The sequence below is a fragment of the Anaerosolibacter sp. genome (assembly GCF_029240175.1).
Classification (GTDB): domain Bacteria; phylum Bacillota; class Clostridia; order Peptostreptococcales; family Thermotaleaceae; genus Anaerosolibacter.
In genome coordinates this window covers 51,973-69,788 of the sequence record NZ_JARBTM010000006.1, presented here as the reverse complement: position 1 = coordinate 69,788, position 17,816 = coordinate 51,973, and the positions used below count along the sequence as shown (strand labels likewise).

Below are 17,816 nucleotides of genomic sequence, written 5' to 3'. Positions count from 1 at the left end.
TAACCACTAACGTCAAAGGGGGAGTACCATGAAGGATGCTTCAGGGAGAAATATTAACTATCTCAGAATTTCCATAACTGATTTATGCAATTTGAGATGTATGTATTGTATGCCCCAAAATGGAATTGAGAAAAAGCACCATAAAGAAATCTTATCTTTAGAGGAAATCTATGAAGTGACAAAAATAGCCGTGGACCTTGGCGTTGATAAGGTTAGGATTACTGGGGGAGAACCCTTGGTGCGAAATGGAATTATAAAGTTCATAGAATCCATTGCACAATTAGAGGGTATTAGAGATTTAGCAATGACCACCAATGGTCTTTTGCTAAAGGAATATGCCCAAGAACTGAAAAATGCAGGACTAGACAGAGTCAATATAAGCTTAGATACATTGAAGGATGAAAAATATAAAGAGATTACCCGTGGGGGAAACTTAAAAACAGTGTTGGAGGGAATCGAAGCGGCAAAAAAGGTTGGTCTCAATCCGATAAAGATCAATACAGTGATTATAGGGAATTTTAATGATGATGAAGTAGAAGATTTTGTTGGTTTAACCTTAAAGGAGAACATTGAAGTACGCTTTATTGAACTGATGCCCATTGGTCAGGCCAGTACTTGGGCCAAAAATAAGTTTATCTCCAACGGTACAATCAAGGATCGGATTTCAGAACTGATGCCTATTTATGATGGAGATAAACATAGTCCTGCAAAATACTACAAATTGCCAGACGGAGTGGGTAAGATTGGATTTATTAATCCAATCAGCAGTCATTTTTGTAAATACTGCAACCGTATTCGTCTAACAGCCGATGGACGATTAAAGCCATGTCTCCATTCTAATCAAGAAATTGATATTAAGACAGCCTTAAGACATAATATAGGAGATCTAAGAAAGCTTTTGGAAGAAGCAATTTTATCGAAGCCGTCTCAACATACCTTAAACGATTTAGATCACGAACCTATCGTCAGAGATATGTATCGCATAGGAGGATAACATGAAGCTAACCCACATAGATGATAATGGAAGAGCGAAAATGGTAGATGTAGGGGAAAAAGAGGACACTCAGCGAGTGGCTGTAGCTGGTGCTTCGATCCATATGGCGCCAGAAACCCTATCCATGATTAAAGATGGAAAGATGAAAAAAGGAGATGTCCTGGCTGTAGCCCAAGTGGCTGGTATTATGGGTGTAAAGCGTACCAGTGAATTAATTCCCATGTGCCATAATATACTTATTTCGGGTGTAGAGATGAACTTTAGCATCGATGACGAAAAAAGCGCGATCCATATAGAAGCAACTGTAAAAACCATTGGAAAAACAGGGGTAGAGATGGAGGCCCTTCAGGGTGTAGCTACCGCAGCCCTAACAATTTACGATATGTGTAAAGCCATTGATAAGGATATGGTCATTTCAAATATTCGATTGATAAAAAAAACGGGTGGTAAGTCTGGCACCTATATACGAGGGGGAGAGTGTATTGAAGGGTAAAGTGATTGCTATCAACATCAGCGAGAAAAAAGGAGTGCCCAAAAGAACCGTTGAGCAAGGTTTGTTTCGTGTAGACCATGGACTGGAAGGTGATGCCCATGCTGGGAACTGGCATAGGCAAGTAAGTCTTTTGGGAAATGAAAGCATCGAGAAAATGAAGGCCATCGGGATTGAGGGACTATGTACAGGTAAATTTGCAGAAAATATTACAACAGAAGGAATTGAGCTTTGGACACTGCCTATCGGAACAAAGGTTCAAATAGGTGAAACGATTCAAGAGGTCACCCAAATCGGAAAGGAATGTCATACAAAGTGTGCCATTTTCCATCAAGTAGGAAATTGTGTGATGCCTACAGAAGGGATCTTCACGAAGGTATTAAAAGATGGAATGATCAAAGCAGGAGATGAAATCATTATTTTAGAATAAAAGAAGAACACTCTTCAAGTTTGAAGAGTGTTCTTCTTTTATTTGATTCTAAATAGCCAAAGCTTTCACCTGATCTAAAACCTCACCGATACGACGAGATGAGAGAGAGACTTCTTCTTCAGTAAGGACATCCATTTTCAATAGTAAATCTAAGCTGTTTTCTCTGAGACCTGCAAAAACAAGCTCTACATCATTAGACTTCAATACTTCTTTAATGTTTTTCAAAGAGATTGCCCCAGAGGAATCAATGGCAGGCATATTCATAAGATTTAACACAACGATGTCTGCATCAGCAGCTTCAATTTCTAACTTACTGATGATGGCATGGGCCACACCAAAGAACAAAGGACCTTCGATGGTATAGGATACGACTTCTTTTGTTAGCCCTGTACAATCTATGTCGTATTTTTTTAGATAAACTTCACCCATACGGAGCACAAAGAAAAACATAGATAATAAAGTACCGAAGGCTACCGCAATGGTTAAGTCCGTAAAGATGGTTAAAAGGGTGGTTACGATCACCACAGTTCCAGCCCGCTTGGACGCATAGGCAATGGTGCGAGTGGCGTTGTACTCCACCATTTTTATGGCTGTACCCATCAGGATACCTCCTAGAACGGCAAGGGGAATCGTTGAAGCCAGGGACCCAAACTTTAAGGTGATTACCAGTAGTATAAGCCCATGGAGGATGCCAGATAACCTAGTTCGTCCGCCTGCGTTAACGTTTACAACGGAACGAACGATAGCTCCTGTACCGATGAGTGCGCCAAATAGACTGGCAACTGTATTTCCAATACCTTGTCCAATCAATTCCCTATTAGAATGATGCTTTGTTCTGGTCATTTCATCCACGATGAGAGAAGCCAAAAGAGATTCTATGCAGCCCAGCATGGCCAATACAAAGCCAGAGCGTAAAATTTGATACAGTGCATCTAATTTAAAGGTTGGTAAAGCAAAATTTGGAAGTCCGCTGGGAATAGTACCTACCAAAGCATCAGTAGGTAAGAAATATATCCCTATGACGCTTCCCACGATGAGGGCGACCAGAGAAGCAGGTACCTTCTTTGTTAATAAAGGAAATAACAGCATAATCAGTATGGTAATAGAAGCCAAAAGTGGATTGGTTTTAAAATATGTGATCATCTTGATAAAAATCAGGAAACCAATACCATTGGTAAAGCCTATAATTACAGGCTGTGGTATCAAGTGGATATATTTGCCCAATCGAAACACGCCGATAAGAATTTGGATAAGACCAGCCACAAGCATGGAGGCAAACAAAGCCTCTATGCCAAATTTTTCATAGAGTTCAATCAATACCACTGTCATTGCTCCCGTAGGTCCATTGACCTGGGCAGGGGTTCCCCCAAATAACGTAGACAAAATACCCGTGATGATGGCTGAATACAATCCTGCTTTAGCCCCTGCGCCAGAAGCAACACCAAAGGCAAGTGCAAGCGGCAGTGCCACGATTGCTGTGGTGAAACCACCTAGGATATCCCCTTTCAGGTTCTTGATGTCATAGGCAAAACGATGATTTTTTCTGAGCAATTCATACCCTTCTTTCTTTAGTTTTTTGAAATTGTAACCAATACTATTATTTTATTCTTTTCCAAAGGGTATTTCAAGAGAAGATAGAATAGAAAGATTATGAAGTAAGTATGGGGAATGAAGGGGTAAATGGATGTTGTTAGAGATATATTTAACAAATGCCCATGAAATGCTTAGAATAGCCCATTAATATTTTGTAATAAAAATTATTCAAAAATGAATTTACTCCAGAAAGAAGATAGTGTATGATGATTAAGGTGTTGAAAACATCAAGAAATTAAGGAATTCCAATAGGAATAGTTGCATAGCAGAAAATGTATTTTATTGAAGAAATTACATCATAAGAAAATACACATTTCGACAAAGAATTGATAATTTTATAACAAAAAAACTACACACAGAACAAATTAAATGTTATAATGAGTTGGGGTACCCCTAAGGGACCTATTAAATGCAATAGGATAATTGCAAAAACTGGAACTTGAAGGCATTAACTTGGTATTTCTTAGATAAGGTTGAGCAAATCAAATATGATTTTTATTCAATAAAAGTATTAAGGAAAAGGGGAGGTACTATGGCTAAGAATATTTTTACTCAGGAAAACTTTGCAAAGCTAGATGTTGTAATTGCAAAGCACAAAGGACAAAGAGGAGCTTTAATGCCTATTCTTCATGAAGCACAAAAAATCTTTGGGTGTGTTCCGTTGGAAGTCCAAAAGAAGGTTTCAGAAGAATTAAACATGCCGTTGGCAGAAATTTATGGAGTAGTGACATTCTACTCACAATTTACCCTTGAGCCAAAGGGAGATTATGTAATAGGTGTATGTTTGGGAACTGCTTGTTATGTAAAAGGTGCACAAAAACTCATTGATAAGATTAAAGAATTGGCAAAAGTGGAAGTTGACGGCACATCAGCTGATGGGAAATTCTCTTTGGTTGCAACAAGATGTATTGGCGCATGTGGCCTTGCACCTGTATTAACTGTGAATGAAGATGTTTATGGAAGATTGGTAGAGAGTGATGTTCCTGGCATCATCGCGAAGTACTAAGCCGGAAGGCTCAGAAGTTTTATCTACTATGGAAACGATTGTTTTTCTATAACAGCATATTTGAGTAATTGAATCCACTATGATTATTAGGAGGGATTGGATAATGAAATCTATCGCGGAATTAGCGAAAATTCGTGAAGAAGCATTAAAGAAAGTTGATATAAGACATGATAGAGAAGGTACAAGAATTGTTGTTGGTATGGCAACTTGTGGGATTTCTGCAGGGGCAAGACCTGTTTTAATGCAATTGGTTGAGGAAGTAAAGACAAGAAATCTTCAAGAAGTTATCGTAAGCCAAACAGGATGTATTGGGGTTTGTAGACTTGAGCCAATCATCGAAGTTTACAGACCGGGCGAAGAAAAGGTAACTTACGTGGAAATGACACCTGAAAAGGCAAAGAGAATTGTTGCTGAGCACATCGTAAACGGAAAAGTGATTGATGAATATACAATTGGAGCAGCGAAGTAATCGATAAATTCATTTCGTGAGGAGGTAAGTAAATGGAATTATATAGATCACACGTCCTAATCTGTGGTGGTACGGGATGTACTTCTTCAGGTTCAAAAAGCATTGAGCAGGCGTTCAATGAAGAATTAGAGAAACACAATTTGGCAAAGGAAGTAAAGTTAGTTAGAACTGGATGTTTTGGGCTTTGTGAGGCAGGGCCTATCGTTATCGTATATCCAGAAGGTTCTTTCTACAGCCACGTAAAGGTAGAAGACATCGCAAGAATCACAGAAGAACATTTATTAAAGGGAAGAATCGTTACAGACTTATTATTTAAAGAAGCTGTGGTAGAAGATCAAATTCGTTCAATCAATGAAGTAGATTTCTACAAGAAGCAGCAAAGGGTTGCTCTTAGAAATTGTGGTGTTATCGATCCAGAGGATATCACAGAATATATTGCATTTGATGGCTATAAGGCGTTAGCAAAAGTTTTAACTGAGATGTCAAGAGAAGAAGTTATCGAAACAATTAAGAAATCTGGACTTCGTGGCCGTGGGGGCGGTGGTTTCCCATCAGGATTAAAGTGGGAATTCACTTACAAGGCCCAGGGAGATCAAAAATATGTAGCATGTAATGCCGATGAGGGAGATCCAGGTGCTTTCATGGATAGATCTGTACTTGAGGGAGATCCTCATGCTTTGATTGAAGCCATGGCAATCGCTGCTTATGCTGTAGGATCTAACCAAGGATATGTATATGTAAGAGCAGAGTATCCAATCGCTGTAGATAGATTACAAATTGCCATTAATCAAGCAAGAGAATACGGACTATTAGGAAAAGGAATTTTTGGCACAGACTTCGAATTCGACTTAGAAATTAAGCTAGGTGCAGGTGCTTTCGTTTGTGGGGAAGAAACAGCCCTTCTAAACTCTATTGAAGGCAAGCGAGGTATGCCAAGACCGAGACCTCCATTCCCAGCTATCAAAGGACTATGGGAAAAGCCAACACTATTAAATAACGTTGAAACTTACGCAAACGTTCCTCAAATCATCTTAAACGGTGCAGAGTGGTTCGCAAATATCGGTACTGAAAAATCAAAGGGAACAAAAGTGTTTGCCCTAGGTGGAAAGATCAACAATACAGGTCTTCTTGAGATCCCAATGGGTACAACTTTAAGAGAAGTAATTTTTGAAATCGGTGGCGGTATTCCAAATGGAAAAGAGTTTAAAGCTGTTCAAACTGGTGGACCATCTGGCGGATGTATTCCAGCTTCTTGCTTAGATACGCCAATCGACTATGATAACTTAATTTCCCTAGGTTCCATGATGGGATCTGGTGGTATGATCGTAATGGATGAAGACAACTGTATGGTGGATATCGCAAGATTCTTCCTTGACTTTACAGTAGATGAGTCCTGTGGTAAGTGTCCTCCATGTAGAATCGGTACAAAGAGAATGCTAGAACTATTAGATAAAATCACAGAAGGTCATGGTGAAGTAGGAGATATCGAGAAACTAGAGAAATTGGCTGAAAACATCAAGGCATCTTCTCTATGTGGTCTTGGACAGACAGCACCAAACCCAGTACTATCCGCACTAAGATACTTCAGAGAAGAATTTGAAGCCCATGTATATCATAAGCAATGTCCAGCTGGTGTATGCCAAGGCTTACTAAACTTCCACATTACAGATGGATGTAAAGGCTGTACATTATGTACAAAGGCGTGTCCAGTAAATGCAATCTCAGGAGAGAAGAAAGAACTACACGTAATCGACACAGATAAGTGTGTGAAGTGTGGGGCTTGCGTTGATAAATGTCCATTCAAAGCGATCATTAAGAAGTAATGATTCGGACTTCTATTTTAGTAGAAAAGGAGCGTGTAGCAGTGGAAAAAGTGACTTTAACCATTGATAATATAAAAGTTGAAGTGCCTAAAGATTATACAATACTTCAAGCGGCAAAGTCTGTGGGTATCAATATTCCTACACTGTGCTATATGAAAGATGTAAATGAAATTGGTGCGTGTAGAGTTTGTCTAGTAGAAATCCAGGGGGCTAGAGGATTACAGGCTTCATGTGTACACCCAGTAGCTGATGGCATGATCATCAAGACAAATACAAAAAAAGTTAGAGATGCAAGAAAATCAACTGTTGAATTGATCTTATCCAATCACAATAGAGAATGTTTAACTTGCTTCAGAAACAAGAACTGTGAATTACAGTCATTATCTGAAGAACTAAATGTTACTGAAGTTCCATTTGAAGGTGCAAAAACAGAAGCGTTCTTTGATAATAAATCCCATTCTATCGTTAGAGATTCCAGCAAGTGTATCCTTTGCGGCAGATGTGTAAATGTCTGTAAGAATGTACAAGACATCGGAATTCTTGAATTCAATAACAGAGGATTCAAGACAACAGTAGGACCTGCTTTCGAAGTAAGCATGGCTGATGCGCCATGTATCTACTGTGGACAGTGTATCGTAGCTTGTCCAGTTGCAGCACTAAGAGAAAAAGAAGATATCGAAAGAGTTTGGGATGCCATTGAAAATCCAAATATCCATGTAGTTGTGCAAACAGCTCCTGCAGTAAGAGCGGGTCTTGGGGAAGAGTTTGGTTTACCAATCGGTACAAGAGTAACTGGTAAGATGGTTGCTGCCCTAAAGAGACTTGGATTCAATAAAGTATATGATACAAACTTTGCAGCCGACTTAACGATTATGGAAGAAGGTCATGAGTTACTACACAGAATTCAAGATGGCGGCAAATTGCCTATGATTACTTCCTGTTCACCAGGTTGGATTAGATTCTGTGAATTCAACTATCCTGAATTCCTAGATAATTTATCAACCTGTAAGTCACCACATCAAATGATGGGTGCCATCATTAAGTCATACTATGCAGAAAGAAACAATATCGATCCTAAAAATATCTTCGTGGTTTCTATCATGCCATGTACTTCTAAGAAGACAGAGTCAGCTAGACCTGAAATGAATGGAACTGGCTATGCAGATGTAGATGCAGTATTGACAACAAGAGAGCTAGGAAAGATGATCAAGCAGGCAAGAATTGACTTCTTAAAGCTTGAAGACGATAAGTTTGATCAGGATCTACTTGGAGAATATACGGGTGCTGGCGTTATCTTCGGTGCTACTGGCGGGGTTATGGAAGCAGCATTAAGAACAGTGGCAGAGGTACTAGAAGGTAAAGAATTTGATAATATTGAGTACAATGCTGTAAGAGGTATTGAAGGCATTAAAGAAGCTGAGTTAACACTTGGCGGCATTAATGTAAAAATTGCTGTTGCCCATGGTACAGCAATGGCAAGAAAAGTGTTAGAGATGGTGAAATCTGGGGAGAAAGAATACCACTTCATCGAAGTAATGGGTTGCAGCGGCGGTTGCGTTACTGGCGGAGGTCAGCCACAGGTTCCTGCTCAGACATTAATGGAAGTAGATGTAAGAGTAGAAAGAGCAAAAGCTCTTTATGAAGAAGATACAGTACTTGAGCTTAGAAAATCTCATAAGAATCCTCAAATCATCAAGCTGTATGAAGATTTCTTAGGTAAGCCAAACAGCCATAAGGCCCATGACTTACTACACACCCACTATACAGCAAGAGAAAAATTCCCTTTGAATAAGGAAGCTGGATGTAGCTGCGGTCATGATGAAGCAGCTTCATGTAAAGATCATAAATAGTATAAAAAAGGCGTAGGTGATAATCACCTACGCTTTCTTTCATTATTTGCTAAGTGCATATAGAGAGCATCAGATAATTCCACACACTTTGTGAAAATTCAGTCAATTAATTTGGTGAAGAGATCAAAATTTGTCGAAAAAATAGGAAGAGATGCACTAAGGAATGTATGCGATAAGAATGGGTAAAATAGCAGGAATAGGGGTATTTATAAAAATAATTATCTATAAAAAATAATAATTGTTGAAAAATTAACAATCTAGATGTACAATAGAATTAGGCTCTGACAAGTGGATTGTATTCACTTGAAGGACGATAATGTATCAACTGATTGCAAGGAATAATCTGAGCAAAAGGTGAAGAGGTGATTATTATGATGAAATCATAACTTCCTAACCTTAGGAGGTTTTTTGTTTTTGTATGGCTTGTATGGAAGGAAGGGAGTTTTTAGGGGATGGAGAAGCGAATCGGTGTCGTTGCTGTGATTGTTGAAGATAAAGAAAGTGTAGATCAAGTCAATAAGCTGTTCAGTACCTACGGTGAGATTATCGTAGGTAGAATGGGTATTCCTTACAAGGAGAAGCAGTTAAGTGTGATCTCCATCATTGTAGATGGTACAACTGATGATATCGGTGGATTAACTGGTAAATTAGGAAGATTAAGAGGGGTAACCGTAAAAAGTGCACTAACCCAAAAATAGGAGGAAATAGGATGGATACGTATCAGATCATTCAAGAAGACCAAATAGAAGTATTGCTAGAAGAAGGAAAGAAAGCTTCAAAGGCGGAAGTGATGGAGATTATTGAAAAATCTAGAGACTGCTATGGTTTAAGCTTAGAAGAAGCTGCCATTCTGCTGCAGATAGAAGATGATGAAGTGCTATCTCACATGTTTGATGCAGCTCGATACATTAAAGAAAAAATCTATGGAAATCGCATCGTGATTTTTGCACCTTTATATACGAGTAATGAGTGTACAAACAACTGTCTATACTGCGGTTTCCGCGTAGCTAACAAGCAGCTTCATCGAAGGACCTTGGGTGTCGAAGAAATTGTCCATGAGGCTCAAGCCATTGAAAAACAAGGACACAAGAGAATTTTGATGGTCTGTGGAGAAGATCACAGAAAGACCCATGTCCAACATATTGTAGATGCGGTGAAAGCTGTATATCAGGGCGCAGATATTCGAAGAATTAATGTAAATGCTGCACCTATGCCTGTGGAAGATTTTAAAAAACTAAAAGAAGCGGGTATTGGAACCTTCCAGATATTCCAAGAGACTTATCATCGAGAAACCTATAAGAAGATGCACCCATCTGGTTCAAAAGCGGATTACGATTATCGTTTAACGGCTATTGAACGGGCCCTGGAAGCAGGCATTGATGATTTTGGTATTGGTGTATTACTGGGCTTATATGATTATCGATTTGATGTATTGGCTACATTGATGCATGCTCAATACATGGATGAGCGTTATAGTGTAGGTCCCCATACCATTTCCATACCGAGACTAAGACCAGCATTGGATTCGGCATTGAGTGAAACGCCTTATCCTGTATCTGATCAAGATTTCAGAAAAATTGTGGCGGTATATCGTCTGACCGTTCCCTATACGGGTATCATCCTATCAACTAGGGAAAAGGCTGAGCTAAGGGATGAGCTGTTGAATCTAGGAGTTTCTCAAATATCAGCCGGGTCAAAGACGAACCCTGGCGGTTACGAAGAGGATGATCGGGAAGCAACCCAGTTTGAAACCAGTGATGAACGTTCTCTCGATGAGATGCTTCAAGTAATTTGTGAACAGGGACATTTGCCTAGCTTCTGTACTGCTTGCTATCGAGCGAACAGAACAGGAGCAGCCTTTATGGAGCTGGCAAAAGATGCCCATATCCATGAATTCTGCCAACCCAACGCCATTCTAACTTTTAAAGAAAACTTAGTTCATTTTGGATCAGAAGAAACCAAGGCAAAGGGTGAGCAAATGATCGATCAAGAACTAGAAAAAATTGATAACGACAAAGTGAAAAAGGAAACCCAGGAGCGCTTAAAGCGAATTGAAAAAGGTGAGCGGGATCTGTATTTTTAAGGGTTAGCGGTTAGCAGTTAGCAGCATATTTCCTATGGGCAGAGTAGAATTTTTTAGTCAACGAATTATTCAGAATTTATACTTTCTACAAAGCTGTTCCCTAGTACGGCTAACAGCTAACTGCTAACTAGGAAAGTGATGCTATTCAAAGTGAAAATATAACCAATGTCAATATTGGAATTGGAATTGGATCATAAACAATGGAGGATAAAATGGAGCACAAAGATATAAAGCACTTTTTAATCATGGCAGGCTCAACCAATCACATGCTGCGGGGTGACAAACTATTAAAGGATGAGGGTATTGAAACGGCCCTTGTACCTGCTCCATCAGAATATGGTTCTGTATGTGCCATAGCCATTCGTGTAAATGTAGAAGATATACAGAGTGCAGAGAAGCATCTGCTAGACCATAACATTACGATTCAAGGAATCTATCCAGACAAACCCAAAAAGCTATCGGGACTGGTGGAAAAGTTGATGGATTCCGTGATGTCTGAAGACTTTATAGGTGTCATGAAGAAGGTCGAAGACGGACAAGATTTAAACTTTGAGGATATCCTAGTACTTTTAAAAACTGAGCGAAAGTCTGAACTAGAGGCCCTATTTGCAGCTGCAGACCGGATGCGGAAGGAAATCATCGGTGATGTGGTAGATATTCGTGGAGCCATAGAGTTTTCAAATATTTGTAGAAAAGATTGCAAGTACTGTGGCATTCGGGCAACGCTGCCAGCGCTAGAGCGCTATCGAATGGAAGAAGACGAAATCATGGATATCGTCCATGAGCTCCATCAAATAGGGCTCCAGACCGTAATCCTGCAGTCTGGGGAAGATTTATGGTGGACCCCTGACAAGATCGTTCAATTGATTCGACGGATCAAGGATGAGACAGGCATGCGAATCACCTTGAGTATCGGGGAAAGGCCTAAGGAAGAATACGCTTTATATAAAGAAGTGGGTGCTGACAACTTTTTATTAAAGATAGAGACCACCAATCGTGAGATTTTTGAATTCATTCATCCAGATGATGATTATGATCATCGTATAGAATGCTCCAAGTGGCTAAGGGAGCTGGGGTATATTAATGGATCTGGTTGTATCATTGGATTGCCGGGTCAAAGACCGGAAGATATCGCCAAGGATATTCTTTTCTTCAAGGATATGGGGATCAATATGATTGGTATCGGACCCTTCCTGCCAGCAAAGGGCACCCCTTTTGAGAAATATCCTGCAGGCAGTGTAGATATGACATTAAAGGCTGTGGCAGTAACTAGAATCGTATGTAAGAGAGTTTATATTCCAGCTACTACAGCATTGGCATCCCTTGATCCAGATGGTCAAACAAAAGCATTAAAATCCGGTGCAAATACCATCATGTTGATCAATACACCTGCCAAATATAGATACAATTATCAGATATACAGCCAAAAGAACATGATAGATTTAGAAGCTGCTTTCAGAGCTGTTGAAGAAGCAGGAAGAAAGCTGCCACCCTATTTAAAGGTTACAAAGGAGGCGTTAAGCGATGCAGGAAACACCCAGAAGTAATCGACTCCACATCGCCATTTTTGGTAAGCGGAATGCAGGGAAATCAAGCTTAATCAATGCGTTGACCAAACAAGATATTGCTTTGGTTTCAGAGGTGCCTGGAACAACTACAGATCCTGTGTATAAATCCATGGAGATTTTACCAATTGGGCCTGTGGTTATTATTGATACGGCTGGAATCGATGATGAGGGAACCCTAGGAGAGCTGCGAATTAAAAAGACCTATAAGGTATTAAATAAAACAGAATTGGCTGTGCTGGTGGTAAACGGCAAAGAGGGAATCACTGATTTTGATCGAGAGATCATCTCCAGGGTGAGAGAGAAAAAGATTCCTTTGATAGGCGTTGTAAATAAGGTAGACATGGAAGATGTTAAAGATTCTATCCTAGAGAATTGGCAAAAGATATATGATGTACCCTTTGTAAGAGTAAGTGCTTTGAATGGTGAAGGGATTGAAGAACTGAAGCAGCTCATGATTGACAATGCCAATATTGAGAAACAGGAAAAGGTGATTGTGGGGGACTTAATAGAGGCCAATGATTTTGTGGTTCTGGTAACCCCCATAGATAAGGCTGCACCAAAGGGCAGAATGATTCTTCCCCAACAGCAAACAATCCGGGATGTGATTGACCATGGTGCTGTTGCCATTGTAACTAGGGAAACTGAGCTTTCAGAAACTTTGAAAAGCTTAGGAAAGAAGCCTAAGCTTGTGATCACGGATTCTCAAGCCTTTGCAAGGGTGAATGAGGATACCCCAAAGGATATCACCCTAACATCATTCTCCATTCTATTTGCTCGGTATAAAGGAGATTTAGAAGAGTTGGTTATGGGTGCAAAGCGAATCAAGTCCTTGAAGTCTGGAGATCATGTTTTGATCTGTGAAGGTTGTACCCACCATAGGCAAGAGGGGGATATTGGAAAGGATAAGATTCCGAGATGGATTGAAAAAATGGTGGGTGGGTCTTTAAATTTTGAATGGACATCGGGAACCTACTATCCAGAACCAGAAGAAATGAAAAAGTTTGATCTGATTATCCACTGCGGCGGCTGTATGCTGAATCCAAAGGAAATGGAGTTCAGAATCAATCAGGCCATCTATAATGAAACACCGATTGTAAATTACGGGGTTTTGATTGGTTATATCACGGGAGTATTGGAACGGGCATTGGATCCATTCCCAGAAGTTAAAAAAATGTTTATTGAAGAGTAATATAAAGAAGGCTGCTTCCACGGAAGCAGTCTTTTGTGTTTAGCAGGACAATACGACAGAAGATCGAGCGAAGGCAGTAGGGGCGATTCACGAATCGTCCGAAGACCCCAGATTCAACCATTCTTCTATCCAGAACGAAGTGAAGGATCTTGGGATGTTTTTTGCGTAGGGGACGCATAGTATGCGACCCGAGACCCGAAGAGGCCACCCTAGCCCTTGGGCGGGTTGCATACTATGCAACCCCTACAGTCTTTCCTCGATCTTAATCTTGAGCTCGACCTAGTGGCGTATCCTTTCTCTATTATGTCTAAGGGCATAAAATAGCCCCAGTAAAAATAAGATGAATTATATACCAAGAAATCGCAAAAAGGAGTATTTATATGGCAGAAAGATGTAGTGGTATTTTGATGCATATCACATCCTTGCCTGGGGACTACGGGATAGGTACTTTGGGAAAAGGAGCTTATGAATTTGTAGACTTCTTAGTAAGCGCAGGACAACGGGTTTGGCAGGTGTTGCCCTTGGGGCCTACAGGTTTCGGAAACTCGCCCTATCAATCTTTTTCATCCTTTGCAGGCAATCCATATCTCATTGATTTTGAGATATTGCTGGAGAACGGATTGTTGAATGAAATGGATCTAAAAACTATAGATTTTGGCAGTGATCCGGAAAACGTTGATTACGAGAAAATATACTACAATAAGTTGGGGCTGCTAAAGCGTATCTACAATAGAAGTAATAACATGAAAAACGATGGCATGAAAGAATTCCGATATCAGAACAAAGATTGGGTCGAAGATTATGCTTTGTTCATGGCTTTAAAGGCTCACTTTCAGATGAAGCCATGGCAGGTGTGGGACCAGGAGATCAAGCAAAGAGAAGGAAAAACACTTAAATATTATCAAAACCTACTAGCAGAAGAAATAGAATATTGGGTGTTTCTGCAATATTTATTTTTTGAGCAGTGGGAGAAGTTAAAGAGTTATGCAAATGGAAAAGGAATTCAAATTATCGGGGACATCCCCTTCTATGTGGCGGAGGACAGTGTGGATGCATGGGCCAATAGTGAAATAGTTCTTTTAGATGAGGAAAAAAAGCCTATTGCCATAGCAGGATGTCCCCCCGACTTTTTCTCTGAAAATGGACAGTTATGGGGAAATCCTATTTATCGATGGGATGTGCTGGAAGATAGGAATTATGATTGGTGGATTGATCGAATTCGGGGAAGCTTAAAACTTTATGATATTATCCGTATTGATCATTTTAGAGGCTTTGAATCTTATTGGGAGATTCCTTATGGAAGCCCTACGGCAGCGACAGGGAGATGGGTGAAGGGTCCCGGAATGAAATTATTTCAAACAGTAACAAAGGAATTGGGAGTAGTTCAAATCATCGCAGAAGATCTTGGATTTCTTACGAAAGAGGTCATTGATTTCAGGCGAGAGTCAAAATATCCAGGCATGAAGGTACTGCAGTTTGCCTTCGATGCAAATATAGAAAGTGACTATCTACCCCATCACCACGAGAAAAACTGTGTTGTTTATACGGGTACCCATGACAACGATACAATTCAGGGCTGGTTAAATACAGCCAAAACAGAAGATTTGAATTATGCCAAGGAATATCTACGTTTGATAGAGGAAGAGGGGTATCATTGGGGATTCATACGGGCAGCTTGGAGTTCTGTGGCGAAGCTAGCCATCGCTCCTATGCAGGATTTTTTGGGGTTGGACAGCATGCATAGGATGAATAGACCATCTACCCTAGATGGCAATTGGCAGTGGCGAATGAAAAAGGAAGCATTGACTGGTGCATTGGTAAAGAGAATACAGCATATGACGAAATTGTATGGAAGATAAGAAAAAAGGACGTGGATGGAAAGCTAGATCATAACTAGTTGGGGCATATAGCGCATCGTATTATAATAAATATAGAGTAGGAGGTGCTGTCACATGGCAAAAAAGAAACAAAGACCTTTTGCTCTTTTTTTATGTCTATTATTATGTGGATTTATTATATTAGGGCCCGTCTATTTTATGGAATACAGGCCTGAAAATCGACAGGAAGATCCTATGGAAAAAGAAATCAAGTGGAGAGGGGTTATTACGCTATGGGATTATCCTCACTTGGATGTGAGTAATGGCAGTCGCTATGGATGGATTGTCAGTAAAATCAAGGCATTTGAAAAGGCGAATCCTGGGGTATATATAGAATTAAAGCCTATGGATTCAAAGACGGGCCCCTTGGAATTAGAGACAGCCATTCAAACAGGCAGTCTTCCAGATATAGCGCCAGTAGCTACTGACTTTGCCATGATAGATCGGGGCGTTTTAGAGCCGATAGATAGTTATCTAACCCGGGAGGAAGAATCAGATTATAAAACCCAAGCACTAAATGCAGTTCGTTATAATGGAAAAACATGGGGATTTCCTTCCATGATGACTACCTATACCATGCTTTTGAACTTAGATATATTTCAAGAAAAAGGAATAGATCCGCCCAAGGATGGCAACTGGACCTATGAAGAATTCGTTGAAACAGCAAAGGCACTTACCTTTGATAGAGATGGAAATGGAAAAATGGATGTATACGGGTTTAATTCATATATAGATTTGAATAACTACAATACCTGGGGCATTCTACTGTCCGATGGTGCCCAGATATTTGATGACAGCTTAATTTATCGTTTTAATGATGATCGGGCGAAAAGCGGCTTAAAGAAATTAGTAGACTTAAAACAAGTTCACGGGGTAACGGTTCCAAATTTTGGAGAAAATACGGAAAGGGAAGCATGGGAAAGCTTTTACAAAGAAAAGCAGGTAGCCGTATATCCTGTGGGCACATGGGCAATAAATGTAATGAACAGTTTAAGAAATCAGGGACTTGGGTTTCAAATTGGGGTAGCAAATTATCCAATTGGGGAGAAGGGGGTGCCCATTTCCTTATCCAATAATGTATCGGCTTACGGGATTTTCAAGCAAGAAGATCCCAAAAAATTGGAGATGTGTGTAAAGTTTTTAAAGTATGTTACCGATGATGAATTTAAAAAAGATTTAGCACGATTAGGGGTATTTCCTGTGAAAAAGAGCGGAGAGGATATTTATCAATTGGATCCACTTATGGCCACGGTGGAAAAAAGCTTGGCTTACTGTGAGAATCTGCCTACCCATCCTAATTGGATGACCATTGATGGGATTTTACAGAGCCAGATACGGTTGGCTATTTTAGGTAACAAAACTGTGGAGGATGCCCTTCGAGATGCCCAGTTGAAGATTGAGACCTACAATAGGATTACCTTAGAGCATTAATCGAGGGAGAATAGCCTTGTATTTCATTGATTAAAAAGGTATACTAATCATGATAAATGAAGGGTTATAAGAGATCGATATGAGGAGTTGTTGGAATGACCATGAATGAAATTTATGAGAAATTAAAAGAGAAAATTCAAATAGAACATATTCGCCTGCAAGAGATGATGCGGGATCATACTTCCTTTAAGATTGGAGGCCCAGCAGATATTATGGTATTGCCTACCACCATAGAGGAAGTTCAACATGCCCTGTTGGTATGTAGAGAGAATCATGTACCCTATTATGTGATCGGCAATGGAAGCAATCTGCTGGTACGTGATAAGGGAATTCGAGGTGTTGTCATTAAGATTGCAGAAAATTTTAGTGATATTGTTATCGATGGAAGTCGAATTAAAGCTCAGGCAGGAATCCTGCTCTCAGTACTGTCCAAAAAGATCATGAGGGAAAGTCTAGAAGGCTTTGAATTTGCCAGTGGAATACCTGGTACCTTGGGAGGAGCAGTATCCATGAATGCTGGGGCCTATGGCGGTGAAATGAAGGATGTAGTCATAGGTGCTTCCGTATTAGACCATAATTGTAATGTGATTTATCTAGATCGAGAACAATTGGCGTTCGAATATAGAAACAGTTTGGTGCAAAGAGAAGGTTTTATCGTGCTGGAAGTAGATATAGCCCTTCAAAAGGGTGATTATGAACGAATTAAGGAAATTACAGCAGACCTTACCGTGAAAAGAACCACAAAGCAGCCCTTACATCTACCTAGTGCCGGCAGTACCTTCAAAAGACCGCCGGGTTACTTTGCTGGGAAACTGATCGAGGATGCAGGTTTAAAAGGGGTGCGGGTTGGAGATGCCCAAGTGTCGGAGCTACATTCTGGGTTCGTCGTCAATGTAGGGAATGCCACAGCAGCAGATGTCATTCATCTGATCAAGCTGATTCAAAAGGTTGTTAGAGATCAGTTTGAAGTAGAACTCCATCCAGAAGTAAGAATTGTGGGTGAAGAATAGTTT

The 17,816-nt window shown here is 40.0% G+C and carries 15 protein-coding genes; 14 read left to right on the top strand and 1 reads right to left on the bottom strand.

All coding sequences use genetic code 11. The annotated features are described in order from the left end of the window. The first annotated feature begins 28 nt into the window (after positions 1 to 28). Genes moaA through K0R93_RS06265 form a run of 3 tightly spaced genes read left to right on the top strand, consistent with a single transcriptional unit; the run spans position 29 to position 1,914 of the window. Complete coding sequence (moaA, locus tag K0R93_RS06275; protein ID WP_300299090.1) at positions 29 to 994, top strand: GTP 3',8-cyclase MoaA; 966 nt, start codon at positions 29 to 31, stop codon at positions 992 to 994. A 1-nt stretch (position 995) separates the two neighbouring features. After that, on the top strand, positions 996 to 1,487 hold the full coding sequence (moaC, locus tag K0R93_RS06270; protein ID WP_300299089.1) for a cyclic pyranopterin monophosphate synthase MoaC: 492 nt from the start codon (positions 996 to 998) through the stop codon (positions 1,485 to 1,487). Next, positions 1,477 to 1,914: an MOSC domain-containing protein gene (locus K0R93_RS06265; protein ID WP_300299088.1), complete on the top strand. Its 438-nt coding sequence runs from the start codon at positions 1,477 to 1,479 to the stop codon at positions 1,912 to 1,914. Before moaC ends, K0R93_RS06265 begins: the two co-directional genes overlap by 11 nt. A 48-nt stretch (positions 1,915 to 1,962) precedes the next feature. Here K0R93_RS06265 and K0R93_RS06260 read toward each other — a convergent pair whose 3' ends face one another. Next, positions 1,963 to 3,465 carry a SulP family inorganic anion transporter gene (locus K0R93_RS06260; RefSeq protein ID WP_300299087.1) on the bottom strand — a complete coding sequence of 501 codons (1,503 nt, stop codon included), beginning with the start codon at positions 3,463 to 3,465 and terminating at the stop codon, positions 1,963 to 1,965. A gap of 574 nt (positions 3,466 to 4,039) precedes the next feature. Here K0R93_RS06260 and K0R93_RS06255 point away from each other — a divergent pair. The 11 genes from K0R93_RS06255 (at position 4,040) to murB (ending at position 17,813) form a co-directional block, all read left to right on the top strand. Beyond that, a complete protein-coding gene (locus K0R93_RS06255; RefSeq protein ID WP_300299086.1) occupies positions 4,040 to 4,513 on the top strand; it encodes an NADH-quinone oxidoreductase subunit NuoE family protein in 474 nt (157 codons plus the stop codon). Between the two features lie 103 nt (positions 4,514 to 4,616). Then, the gene (locus tag K0R93_RS06250) at positions 4,617 to 4,982 is read left to right on the top strand and encodes a (2Fe-2S) ferredoxin domain-containing protein (RefSeq protein WP_300299085.1); all 366 of its coding nucleotides are present in this window, start codon (positions 4,617 to 4,619) and stop codon (positions 4,980 to 4,982) included. A gap of 32 nt (positions 4,983 to 5,014) precedes the next feature. Continuing rightward, a complete protein-coding gene (gene nuoF / locus K0R93_RS06245; RefSeq protein ID WP_300299084.1) occupies positions 5,015 to 6,805 on the top strand; it encodes an NADH-quinone oxidoreductase subunit NuoF in 1,791 nt (596 codons plus the stop codon). Between the two features lie 41 nt (positions 6,806 to 6,846). Next, positions 6,847 to 8,655: an NADH-dependent [FeFe] hydrogenase, group A6 gene (locus K0R93_RS06240; protein WP_300299083.1), complete on the top strand. Its 1,809-nt coding sequence runs from the start codon at positions 6,847 to 6,849 to the stop codon at positions 8,653 to 8,655. A 452-nt stretch (positions 8,656 to 9,107) separates the two neighbouring features. Next, the gene (locus K0R93_RS06235; protein WP_300299081.1) at positions 9,108 to 9,353 is read left to right on the top strand and encodes a TM1266 family iron-only hydrogenase system putative regulator; all 246 of its coding nucleotides are present in this window, start codon (positions 9,108 to 9,110) and stop codon (positions 9,351 to 9,353) included. An 11-nt stretch (positions 9,354 to 9,364) separates the two neighbouring features. Next, on the top strand, positions 9,365 to 10,738 hold the full coding sequence (hydG, locus tag K0R93_RS06230) for a [FeFe] hydrogenase H-cluster radical SAM maturase HydG (protein WP_300299079.1): 1,374 nt from the start codon (positions 9,365 to 9,367) through the stop codon (positions 10,736 to 10,738). Between the two features lie 212 nt (positions 10,739 to 10,950). Continuing rightward, a complete protein-coding gene (hydE, locus tag K0R93_RS06225; protein ID WP_300299077.1) occupies positions 10,951 to 12,285 on the top strand; it encodes a [FeFe] hydrogenase H-cluster radical SAM maturase HydE in 1,335 nt (444 codons plus the stop codon). Continuing rightward, positions 12,263 to 13,495 carry a [FeFe] hydrogenase H-cluster maturation GTPase HydF gene (gene hydF, locus K0R93_RS06220; RefSeq protein ID WP_300299074.1) on the top strand — a complete coding sequence of 411 codons (1,233 nt, stop codon included), beginning with the start codon at positions 12,263 to 12,265 and terminating at the stop codon, positions 13,493 to 13,495. The genes hydE and hydF overlap by 23 nt, the downstream gene beginning before the upstream one ends. A gap of 380 nt (positions 13,496 to 13,875) precedes the next feature. Beyond that, a complete protein-coding gene (malQ, locus tag K0R93_RS06215; RefSeq protein WP_300299072.1) occupies positions 13,876 to 15,354 on the top strand; it encodes a 4-alpha-glucanotransferase in 1,479 nt (492 codons plus the stop codon). Positions 15,355 to 15,447: 93 nt separating this feature from the next. Then, a complete protein-coding gene (locus K0R93_RS06210; protein WP_300299070.1) occupies positions 15,448 to 16,803 on the top strand; it encodes an extracellular solute-binding protein in 1,356 nt (451 codons plus the stop codon). Between the two features lie 95 nt (positions 16,804 to 16,898). Beyond that, positions 16,899 to 17,813, top strand: a complete 915-nt coding sequence (murB, locus tag K0R93_RS06205; protein WP_300299068.1) for a UDP-N-acetylmuramate dehydrogenase — start codon at positions 16,899 to 16,901, stop codon at positions 17,811 to 17,813. Positions 17,814 to 17,816: the final 3 nt, after the last annotated feature.

Coding starts and splice junctions, on each gene's coding strand:
- K0R93_RS06255 (WP_300299086.1), top strand. CDS start 4,040: ATGGCTAAGAATATTTTTACTCAGGAAAACTTTGCAAAGCTAGATGTT.
- K0R93_RS06250 (WP_300299085.1), top strand. CDS start 4,617: ATGAAATCTATCGCGGAATTAGCGAAAATTCGTGAAGAAGCATTAAAG.
- hydG (WP_300299079.1), top strand. CDS start 9,365: ATGGATACGTATCAGATCATTCAAGAAGACCAAATAGAAGTATTGCTA.
- K0R93_RS06235 (WP_300299081.1), top strand. CDS start 9,108: ATGGAGAAGCGAATCGGTGTCGTTGCTGTGATTGTTGAAGATAAAGAA.
- moaC (WP_300299089.1), top strand. CDS start 996: ATGAAGCTAACCCACATAGATGATAATGGAAGAGCGAAAATGGTAGAT.
- K0R93_RS06210 (WP_300299070.1), top strand. CDS start 15,448: ATGGCAAAAAAGAAACAAAGACCTTTTGCTCTTTTTTTATGTCTATTA.
- moaA (WP_300299090.1), top strand. CDS start 29: ATGAAGGATGCTTCAGGGAGAAATATTAACTATCTCAGAATTTCCATA.
- hydF (WP_300299074.1), top strand. CDS start 12,263: ATGCAGGAAACACCCAGAAGTAATCGACTCCACATCGCCATTTTTGGT.
- hydE (WP_300299077.1), top strand. CDS start 10,951: ATGGAGCACAAAGATATAAAGCACTTTTTAATCATGGCAGGCTCAACC.
- murB (WP_300299068.1), top strand. CDS start 16,899: ATGACCATGAATGAAATTTATGAGAAATTAAAAGAGAAAATTCAAATA.
- malQ (WP_300299072.1), top strand. CDS start 13,876: ATGGCAGAAAGATGTAGTGGTATTTTGATGCATATCACATCCTTGCCT.
- nuoF (WP_300299084.1), top strand. CDS start 5,015: ATGGAATTATATAGATCACACGTCCTAATCTGTGGTGGTACGGGATGT.